The organism is Methanobrevibacter sp. YE315 (assembly GCF_001548675.1).
Taxonomy (GTDB): domain Archaea; phylum Methanobacteriota; class Methanobacteria; order Methanobacteriales; family Methanobacteriaceae; genus Methanocatella.
The window spans coordinates 270,999-281,139 of the sequence record NZ_CP010834.1; the positions used below are offsets into that span (position 1 = coordinate 270,999).

Annotated in this window: 11 protein-coding genes; 9 read left to right on the plus strand and 2 right to left on the minus strand. The window is 33.4% G+C overall.

The features are described from left to right. Positions 1-124 precede the first annotated feature (124 nt). Together TL18_RS01250 and TL18_RS01255 are read right to left on the minus strand one after the other, a co-directional pair. The gene (locus tag TL18_RS01250) at positions 125-544 is read right to left on the minus strand and encodes a GerW family sporulation protein (RefSeq protein ID WP_067040200.1); all 420 of its coding nucleotides are present in this window, start codon (positions 542-544) and stop codon (positions 125-127) included. 503 nt (positions 545-1,047) lie between these two features. Further along, the gene (locus TL18_RS01255; RefSeq protein WP_067040202.1) at positions 1,048-2,190 is read right to left on the minus strand and encodes an alanine--glyoxylate aminotransferase family protein; all 1,143 of its coding nucleotides are present in this window, start codon (positions 2,188-2,190) and stop codon (positions 1,048-1,050) included. 327 nt (positions 2,191-2,517) lie between these two features. Between TL18_RS01255 and TL18_RS01260 the strand changes: the two genes are divergently transcribed. The 9 genes from TL18_RS01260 to TL18_RS01305 all read left to right on the plus strand — a co-directional run bounded on the left by TL18_RS01260 (position 2,518) and on the right by TL18_RS01305 (position 10,043). Then, on the plus strand, positions 2,518-3,186 hold the full coding sequence (locus TL18_RS01260) for a YitT family protein (RefSeq protein ID WP_067040205.1): 669 nt from the start codon (positions 2,518-2,520) through the stop codon (positions 3,184-3,186). A 201-nt stretch (positions 3,187-3,387) separates the two neighbouring features. Next, a complete protein-coding gene (locus TL18_RS01265) occupies positions 3,388-4,107 on the plus strand; it encodes a 6-hydroxymethylpterin diphosphokinase MptE-like protein (protein WP_067040208.1) in 720 nt (239 codons plus the stop codon). 27 nt (positions 4,108-4,134) lie between these two features. Beyond that, positions 4,135-5,253, plus strand: coding sequence for an ORC1-type DNA replication protein (locus tag TL18_RS01270; RefSeq protein WP_067040210.1), 1,119 nt, complete (start codon positions 4,135-4,137; stop codon positions 5,251-5,253). A 378-nt stretch (positions 5,254-5,631) separates the two neighbouring features. Further along, positions 5,632-6,045, plus strand: a complete 414-nt coding sequence (locus tag TL18_RS01280) for an archease (RefSeq protein ID WP_067040216.1) — start codon at positions 5,632-5,634, stop codon at positions 6,043-6,045. 34 nt (positions 6,046-6,079) lie between these two features. Then, a complete protein-coding gene (locus tag TL18_RS01285) occupies positions 6,080-6,400 on the plus strand; it encodes a hypothetical protein (protein WP_156064487.1) in 321 nt (106 codons plus the stop codon). Positions 6,401-6,488: 88 nt separating this feature from the next. Continuing rightward, a complete protein-coding gene (locus TL18_RS01290) occupies positions 6,489-7,937 on the plus strand; it encodes an RtcB family protein (protein WP_067040221.1) in 1,449 nt (482 codons plus the stop codon). Positions 7,938-7,941: 4 nt separating this feature from the next. Further along, positions 7,942-8,697, plus strand: coding sequence for an S-methyl-5'-thioadenosine phosphorylase (mtnP, locus tag TL18_RS01295; RefSeq protein WP_067040224.1), 756 nt, complete (start codon positions 7,942-7,944; stop codon positions 8,695-8,697). Between the two features lie 14 nt (positions 8,698-8,711). Continuing rightward, positions 8,712-9,032: a NifB/NifX family molybdenum-iron cluster-binding protein gene (locus TL18_RS01300; protein WP_067040227.1), complete on the plus strand. Its 321-nt coding sequence runs from the start codon at positions 8,712-8,714 to the stop codon at positions 9,030-9,032. A 429-nt stretch (positions 9,033-9,461) separates the two neighbouring features. Beyond that, complete coding sequence (locus TL18_RS01305; RefSeq protein ID WP_067040230.1) at positions 9,462-10,043, plus strand: 30S ribosomal protein S3ae; 582 nt, start codon at positions 9,462-9,464, stop codon at positions 10,041-10,043. Positions 10,044-10,141: the final 98 nt, after the last annotated feature.

Sequence of the window (10,141 nt, forward strand, 5' to 3'; positions counted from 1 at the left end):
TTTAGTTTACTGCCTTTTTTATCATATATTAGAGTTATTTTAACTCCAATATACAGTAAAATAATGATAAATAAGATGATTATTAGAATAATCATCCCTAGGATGTTTAACATAGAGTAGTTTCCTATTCTTCTTCTTCGCTTTCAGTGGTTGTAAATTCAGGTTCAATATATTCGGATTCGTCGTAGTATTCGTCATTTTGTGATCCAAGATAACTTTTAACCAAGTCAGTTATGACTAAACCTAAATCTGATAGGGCCTTGTTTGTTTCACTTCCTTTGCTTAAGTTAAGTACGCGAACACCTTCGGCATCAGTTCCTTTTTTAGGAATCATTACCATTGTAATAGGTTCTACACCGGCTCCGGCACCTGCTGCATTGCCTCCTTCTTTACCAAAAAGGCTTTCGCCAGCTCCAAATCCAACTCCCATTCTCACTACAGGAATTAAGATTTTATCTTCGGTTTCAATCGGTTCGCCGATTACATTGTCAACATTAATAAGTTTATGTAATTCTTCAACAGTTGTTTTAATATTATTTGCCATAGTTTCACATCCTATTTGATATATAATCTATGTTGTTAATATTTAAAATATTTTTAGTATCCCGTTTTTAGGAATGTTTTTTTAAGGATGTCATCTTTGTTTTTGATAAAAAAGTTATTCGGGTTTGATGAATTTCTCAAGTATTACTTTTTTTATGATTAAGACATAAGTTTCAAGTGTAACTTTTTCCTTATAACTTCTTATTTAAGAGGTGCATTTCAAGTGTAACTTTTTTCTTCTAAGTTATAATTCAAAAATCAAGAGGTGCATTTCAAGTGTAACTTCTAACTTATAATCAAAATCGGTGTAAAAAATATATTGCTTATAAGTTATACTAAGAAAAAATCCATGTAAAAAATACATTACTTATAAGTTATACATAAGAAAATTCATGTAAGAAATATTTTACTTATAAGTTATACATAAGAAAAATAGTGTAATAAATATGTTACTTTTAAAGTATTACATGATTTCAAAATTTTAAAAAAAGAAAAAAAATAGAATCATAAATATGATTCTGCGATGGATGATACACCAGCACCAGCATCTTCAATTACGCCTAAACCTTTTAAGGTCATACCAATAGCGGCAAAGGTTTGAGTTAATTCTTTGTAGGAGATATTTCCCATGTGTCCGATTCTGAAAATATTTCCTTTCAAGTGGTCTTGTCCACCAGCCAATTCTACACCATACTTATCACGGGTAGTACCTCTGAATTCAGCATCAGTAATTCCTTCAGGCATTTTAACCGCAGTTACAGTAGCGGAAGACACTGCTTCATCAGCAAATAATTCTAAACCTAATGCTTTAACTGCATCTACACTAGCTTTAGCTGCTTTGTGGTGACGTGCAACCCTGTTTTCAAGTCCTTCTTCCATAACCATTTTCAATGCTTCGTTCATTGCATAGGTAAGTGAAACGGATGGAGTGTATGGAGTTTCAGGTGGGACTTTGTCTCCACTTTTTCTTACAGCTTTCATGTCTAAATAGTAGGTATTGGTTTCTACTTTATCGACTGCAGCCCAAGCGTCATCGCTTAAGGTAATAGCAGCCATTCCAGGAGGTGCTGCTAAACATTTTTGAGATCCGGTAAGACAGACATCAATGCCGAATTTTTCAACGTCTACATAATCCCCTCCAAGGGATGATACGGTATCTACAATGTATAATGCATCGTAGTTTTTCATTACTTTACCGATTTCTTCAATAGGTGCAGCTACACCAGTGGAAGTTTCATTGTGGATTACACTAACTGCTTTAATATCTTCATCAGCTTCTAATGCTTCTTCAATTGCTTCAGGTGTTACAGCAGTTCCCCATTCGACTGCTAGCTCTTTGGATTCGATTCCATGAGTCTGAGCTATTTTCATGAAACGTTCTCCGAATTTTCCACCTACAACATTCAACATTTTTTCTCCAGGTGCTACAGTATTTGCAATACCTGCTTCCATTGCAGCAGTTCCAGATCCAGTTAATAAATAAGAATTATTTGGAGTTTGGAAAACTTTACTCATTAATTCAGTAGTTTCAGTTAAAATTTCACCATATTTAGCGCTTCTATGATTTACAACAGCTTTAGACATTGCATTAAGCACTCTAGGGTCCACAGTTGTTGGTCCAGGAAGCATTAATAAAATATCATTCATTAAATTTCCTCCATATTGAAAAGATTTAGCATTTCTAAACCTAATTTAATATTTATTTTACTACTTTTTATATATTATTATCGGAAAATCTTTTGCCGGTGAAAATAAAGAGTTCTGGGAGAGATTTTCTGCTGAAAATTCCCCTTAAAATATAATTTCATTAGTTATTTTCAATTAGAACAGTTTCAGCATGTTTTTCAGTGGTGTAAGTCAATATAATCCTATTTGAATTACTGATATTGAATAACTGTTAATAAAAAATTCAAAATCAGGGAAGGTTTTCTCATTAATTTAATTTATATAGGAATTTGTACAATATTATTAATTATGGAATTCAGCGGTGAGGAATTAACATTTAAGCGTATATTTAATTATATTTTTGGCTTATTTTTAATCACGTTAGGTGTTGCTTTTTCAATTAAATCTGGGCTTGGCTCAACGCCTGTTGCATCAATTCCTTATGCTTTGAATCTGATATTGAATGTGGATTTGGGAATTACAACATTCATGTTTCAAATATTTTTGGTTTGCCTTGAATTAGCCCTTTTAAGAAATAATTTCAAAAGAAAACATTTCCTGCAGGTAGCGGTAAGTCTTATTTTCGGGGTATTCACAAGCTTTTCAATTTCTCTAGTGAGTTTCGTACCTCCCGCCGGTAATATCTGGGTTGCTTTTTTATTGTGCATAATTTCCGTATTTCTGATAGCATTGGGCATATTTTTCTATGTCCCGACCAATATTGTTCCAGTATCCGTTGAAGGGGCGATACAAGCTATTGCAATCGTAACCGACAATCCGTTTCCTAAAATAAAAATATATTTTGATGTTACTGTTGTGTTGTCCTCCCTGATTTTGAGTTTGGTTTTTCTTGGAAACTTTGGAAGCGTGGGAATTGGAACAGTAATCGGTGCGGTATTTATCGGTTATGTAGTTAAATTGATTCATAAGTTAAATAAGATGTTGACAGGGGAGGACGTTGACTTAAAAAAGATGTGATTTCAATATATGGATTCATTTTTGTCCCGTTTAAATTCATCGAAATCATTTTCTATTCATAATATTCCATCTAATTTTTTGTTAAATCATTTCTAAATGTTTTTTCTTATAAATAAGTTTAGTTTCACAGTTCCAAATCATTTTTTAATACAAAATTATTAATAAATTAAAGGATAAAACTATAATCAGTGAGGTTTAAATATGGAATTTGGACTTTGGGAAAAATATTATATGGAAATACTTGATGATTTTGGGTTTTCAAGAAGCGGCGATGAGGAATCAGCAAAATTATTGGATGAAATTTTGTCAACTGAAGGTTGCCTTACATTGGATGATTTATCACAAATTGTTGGCTTTTCAGATAAGTTTATTGTATTCGGTGCAGGACCATCCCTCAAAGAGCACATTATAATGTTAAAAGAGGATTATGACTTAAAAAATTATGTTTTAGTCTCAGCAGATGGTGCAACAACCGCATTAATCGAAGAAAGACTGTCTCCTGATATTGTGGCCACTGATTTGGATGGCAATATTGACGATATACTTCTGGCAAATATAAGGGGGGCAAACATTGTAATTCATGCTCATGGAGACAATATTGATAAGATTGCTTCTTTAACATCATTTTTCAATAATGTGCTTGGAACAACACAGGCGCAACCAGTAGGAAACCTCTACAACTTTGGAGGATTCACAGATGGGGATAGGGCGCTATTTTTGGCAGTCGCCTTAGGAGCATCCGAAATCACACTGGCAGGAATGGATTTCGGGGATATCGTAACCCAATATTCAAGACCTAACTTGCCTGTTAAAACCGCAGAGGCAGATGATTTTAAGAAGAAAAAATTAATGTATGCTGAAAAGTTCACTAACTGGATAAAAGAAAACGAACCGGTTGAAATAATCAATTTATTGGAATAATAACAATTTTATAATAGTTTAAATAAAGTGGATAACATGGGAATTGAAGATATTTTAATGTATGATGAAAGTCTTTTTCAAAATATAAATGCTTTTGATCCGGATTATGTACCTCCAAACTATAATTTTAGAGATACACAAATGGAAGCTATGGCAATGTCCATAAGGCCGGCTATGAGAGGCGGTCAACCTTCAAACGCAATTGTTTTAGGTTCACCTGCTACAGGAAAAACAACAGCAATTAAGAAAGTTTTTGAGCTTGTTGAAAAGAATACTGAAAAGGTAGTTTGCGTTTATATTAATTGCCAAATCCACACTACCCGTTTTGGAATATTCTCACAAATATTTAAAAAGATGTTTGGACATCTCCCACCAGAAACCGGAGTTCCATTTTCCAGAATCTATGACCAAATCATGCAAAATCTTCAAAAAAATGAAAAATCACTTGTCATCGCATTGGATGATGTCAATTATCTATTCCAATCTAACAATGCTAATAAAATATTTTATGACATGTTGAGGGCATATGAATTATATCCAGGTGTCAGGACATCTATTTTTGCAATATTGTCCGATTTGGAATTTAAATATGCTTTTGACAAGAATGTAAATACCGTATTTATTCCTCAAGAAATAAACTTCCCGCTTTACACCTACTCAGAAATTGAAGATATCTTAAGAGATAGGGTAAAAGCAGGATTTTTCCCAGGTGTGCTAAGCGATGACATTTTAGAGCAGGTTGCAATGTATACTCATGAAAATGGCGATTTACGTATTGGCATTAATCTTTTAAAATCATGCGGCAATATTGCAGAAGCTTCAGCAAGCCGTGAAATCACTCAAGAACATTTTGATGAAGCCGTTGACTCATTAGTTTCCATTAATGTCAGTGAAACATTAAGTTTGTTAAGTGATGTCGAAAGGGATCTCTTAAAAATGATTGTTGATTGGGATGGAGTTTGTAAGGCTGGTGAATTGGCTGAAATGTTTAAAGAAAAAACAAACTCCAGTTATGCTTCTTTTAATAGGACATTGGATAAACTTGAATTTGTAAGGCTTATTGATACCAAATTTACAGGAAAAGGGGTTAGGGGAAATTCCCGTGAAATTATATTGCGTTTTAACCCCGATGAATACAACATCTAATTTTTCCTGTGGGGGAAATTAGTTTCTGTTAACATTAGATTTTTTGCATGGTAAGCCTGCAATCTAATGTGTAGCAGTAAGGGTTTGGTATTCAAAATCAAATAAATCCATTATATGATGTATGGATTTTGAGCAGCTACAACAGAAATAACAGATAAAAGTAACGCTGCTATAACTGCAAGCATTACCATGCAAGATTGAATATCTAAATTGCTGTACATAATTTCGTCTTTTATACTACTTCTTTTCCTTAAATCTACTTGTATTGTGGTGTCATTATTTCCGAACATTTTAATCACTATATTTAAAATTGTTAAAAGACTAATATAAAAAAAGAGTAAGAGAGCATTTGAAAAGTAATATTTTTGAGGTAAATTCATGAAAAAATTCGAATATTTTGAAGTAACTGCAGATATAGGCTTTAAAGCTTATGGAAAAAACTTAAATGAAGCTTTTGAAAATGCAGGATTGGCTATTTTTAATATAATATCAAACACGGATGATATTGATGCTACAGATGAAATATCATTTGAAATAACCTCAGAAGATAAAGTTTCATTGCTTTATGACTTTCTTGAAGAACTTCTATTTTACCATGAAGTTGAATTCATGTTGTTTTCGGAGTTTCATGTTGAAATCGATGAAGGTTTGCATCTCAAGGCCACAATAAGAGGGGAAGGGATAGATTGGGACAAGCATGAAAGAAAAACAGAAATCAAAGCAATAACCTTCCATAAAATGAACATAAAACAGAACAGCCATGTGGAACTTCAGGCCATAGTTGATTTATAAACTTATATATAATATATAATACATACATTTTATTATGAAAAGAACTAGGACCGTATCAAGAACTTTTGAAATGATAATGGGAATTATAGGATCAGTAATCGGAATATTTTCAGGTTCTTTTTTAATATTTTTAGAACATTTTGGACAGATACACACTCCTTTTTTAGGTTTAGTGGCTATTATGGCTTCCCTTTTAGGAATAGTATCCAGTTATTATGTTAGAACAAAACCGGATGTTGCAGGTGTTGGTTTTATAGTTGCAACCATGTTTGTCATTGTTGGATCTGCATACATTAACGTGTTGAGTGCAATATTTTTGCTTATTGCAGGAATATCCGCTTTATTTAGAAAATGAATAATTTTTTTTAATCTTTCTAATTTTTACCAAAACCTTATTAAAACACCATTAATAAATACTAATACATAATAATTTTGTGATTTTTATGAGTATTAAAGATGAAATTAAAAAAGTTAGAGATAATGTTTATGAGATTCCAGGATCTTTCAATAAGAAAATGAGAGCTTCTGGAAGGCTTTATATAGCTGATGAATATATTGATGAATTGGAAGATGGGGCTGTTGAGCAAATTGTCAATGTGGCTTGTCTTCCGGGCGTTCAAAGATACTCAATCGGACTTCCCGACATTCACTTTGGGTACGGATTCCCAATAGGTGGTGTTGCTGCATTCGCACTAAGAAACGGTATCGTATCACCGGGGGGAGTCGGATTTGATATTAACTGTGGAGTCAGATTGATTAAATCTAATTTGACACTTGAAGATATTGAAGGCAAATTGGATGAGCTTACAGAAAAACTGTTTAAAAATATCCCTTCAGGTGTTGGAAGCAAAGGTAAAATAAAGCTTAAAGAAAATGAAATCAACGATGTGCTTGATTATGGTGCTGAATGGGCTGTTGAAAACGGTTACGGTTGGAGTGAAGATCTGGAAGTTTTAGAAGAAAACGGAAGAATGGTTGACGCTGACTCAAGCATAGTATCTGATAAAGCTAAAAAAAGAGGAATTCCTCAATTAGGCTCACTTGGTTCCGGAAATCACTTTTTGGAAGTTCAAATTGTTGATGAAATTTACAATGAAGAAGTGGCGGAAGTATTTGGGCTTGAAAAGGGAATGATTGTTATTATGATTCATTCAGGCTCTAGAGGATGCGGTCACCAGATATGCTCTGATTATTTGAGGGTGATGGATAAGGCTTATAAAAAATACAAAATTAACATTGATGACAGGCAGTTAGCATGTGCTCCACTTGATTCTAAAGAAGCTCAAAATTATATACAGGCGATGGCGGCAGCTGCTAATTATGCATGGGCAAACAGACAAATGATGACCCATTGGGTTCGTGAAACCTTTGAGGAAGTTTTAGGAAAATCCGCAAAGGACATGGAAATGAATATTGTTTATGATGTGGCCCATAATATTGCAAAAATGGAAACTCATAAAATCTTTAATCGCGAAGAGGAAGTTTTAGTTCACAGAAAAGGTGCAACACGCGCATTCGGACCTGGAAGGGAAGAAGTACCTGAAAAATACAGGGCCGTAGGACAGCCTGTCCTGATTCCAGGAACAATGGGAACAGCTTCATACGTATTGCATGGAACAGATGTTGCAATGGAAGAGACCTTCGGTTCAACCGCTCACGGTGCAGGAAGGGTATTGTCAAGATCTAAAGCCAAAAAGCAATATGATGCAGACAAGATTACAGACGAATTGGCATCAAAAGGCATTAAAATCAAAGCCACAAGCAAACATGTCATTGAAGAGGAAGCTCCTGGCGCTTATAAGGATGTTGACAGTGTAGTCAGAGTATCCGATTCAACAGGCATCGCAAAACTAGTTGCTAAAGTCAAACCATTATCTGTTTGTAAAGGATGATTGCATGATTGGCATAATTGGCGGCAGCGGTGTCTATGAAATCACTCAAAAGGCGGATTCATGCACTAAAAAATTAGTCAAAACTGATTATGGGGATGTTGAAATCTCAATTTTAGATATATGTTCTAAAAAAGTTGCTTTTATACCTAGACATGCTCAAGGCCATTCAATCCCGCCGCATAAAATCAATTTCAGAGCTAATATTGATGCTTTGAAAAATGTGGGCGTTACAAAGATTATAGCGACCAATTCAGTTGGCTCCATGAATGAAGAAATGCCTCCGGGATCATTTGTTGTTCCTGATGACTTTCTTGATTTCTCACAGAATAGGGCTAAAACATTTTTTGAGGATAAAGTCGTTCATATTGATGTAACCGAACCGTATTGTCCGAATTTAAGAGATGTTCTGGCCATTTCCGGTGATGTAATCCTGGGCGGAACTTATGTATGTACAGAAGGTCCAAGATTTGAAACTCCCGCCGAGATAAAAATGTTCAAGATGCTTGGAGGGGACCTTGTCGGGATGACCGGACTTCCTGAAGTTACCCTGGCACGTGAAAGGGAAATGTGTTATAATTCAATATGCATAGTCTCTAATTATGCATCAGGGATTTCTGAAAATGCCTTGACAATTGATGAAGTTTTTGAAATAGTTTCACAAAAGGAAGTTGAGCTGCTTGAGTTAATATATAATTTTATAAAAAACATTGATGAAAAAGATTGTAGCTGCCATCATGCGTTGGATGGTGCTGAAGTATAGTTTGAGGGATAAAAATGCGTTTGGCTGTAGTTTCATCAGATGGTGAAAATGTGGATTTGCACCTTGGTAAGGGAAAATCAGTATATGTATATGATTATGATGATGAATTAAGTTTTGTTGAAAAGAGGGAAGTCGAGATAGCTGAAGATGCAAAACATCAGGGTGGCAAAGTTATCAAAGCTTGTGGGGACTGTGATGTTTTAATTGCTGTTCAATATGGATTCAAATCGAAAATTAAAGCAGAAGATGCGGGTATTAGGCTTGTTATGGATGAAGGTCCGATTGATGAAGTCTTGCAAAGATATATTAATCATTATAATTTTATGAATAATTGACTTCAATTATTCTATTGTAAACATTTTTTGAAAATGAATATTTTGACCTTATTTTCTGATTTAAGGCTCAAATATTTATTTAAATATTATATTGGTTATATTGTAGAAAAAAATATTTTTTTTCTAATTTAAAAATTTTCATGCAATTTTTGAATTTTTGATAATCTTTATATATCATGAGTAAAATAACTAATAATAACCTTTATGGGCGGGTTTTATAAAATAAAACTTAATTAAATATATTTTCTTTAAATAAGGTGAGAATAGCTCACAATAATCAAATTAAGTATTGTAAATCTATACTTCTTTAAAATCATTTTTACAGCTTAATTTATGTGTTATACTTAATTTAGAGACAATTTTATAAATTTTATGGCAATACGCTAAACTATTACATATATAATAATATAATTTTAAACGGTTGATATAATGGCAAAATCAAAAGCAAGACGTAGAGTACGTGATACATGGAAAGAAAAATCCTGGTATACTATCAAAACACCAGTGAACTTTGAAGATAAAGAAATTGGAGAAACTCCAGCAAAAGATCCGGAACTTCTCATTGGAAGAGGCGTAGAAGTTACCATGAGAGAACTAACCGGAGATTTCTCAAAACAATACATTAAACTCAGATTTGAAATTGATAATGTTGCAGGTGAAGTTGCAAACACTAAATTCACCGGTCACAAAACCACTACTGATTATGTAAGAAGTATGATCAGAAGAGGAACTTCCAGAATAGATGCTTCAGCAATCGTAAAAACTAAAGATGGCCGCAAATTAAAACTTCAAGTGCTTGCAGTAACCATCAGAAGAGCTAAATCTTCCCAACAAAGATACATGAGAAAAACTATTGAAGATTTACTCGTTGAAGCAGCAGCTGATAAGTCATTTGATGAATTAGTGAAAGTTGTTGTAAACGGTAAATTAGCATCTGAAATTTACCACAACGCTAAAAAAATCTACCCTCTCAAAAGAGTGGAAATCATCAAAAGTAAAGTAATTAAATAATTACTTTTCACTTCTTTTTTTTATTTTTGTTCTATATTAATAATTATAATATATAACTGCACTTTTTTTCACTGTTTTTCTAAATTAAACTTTAAATC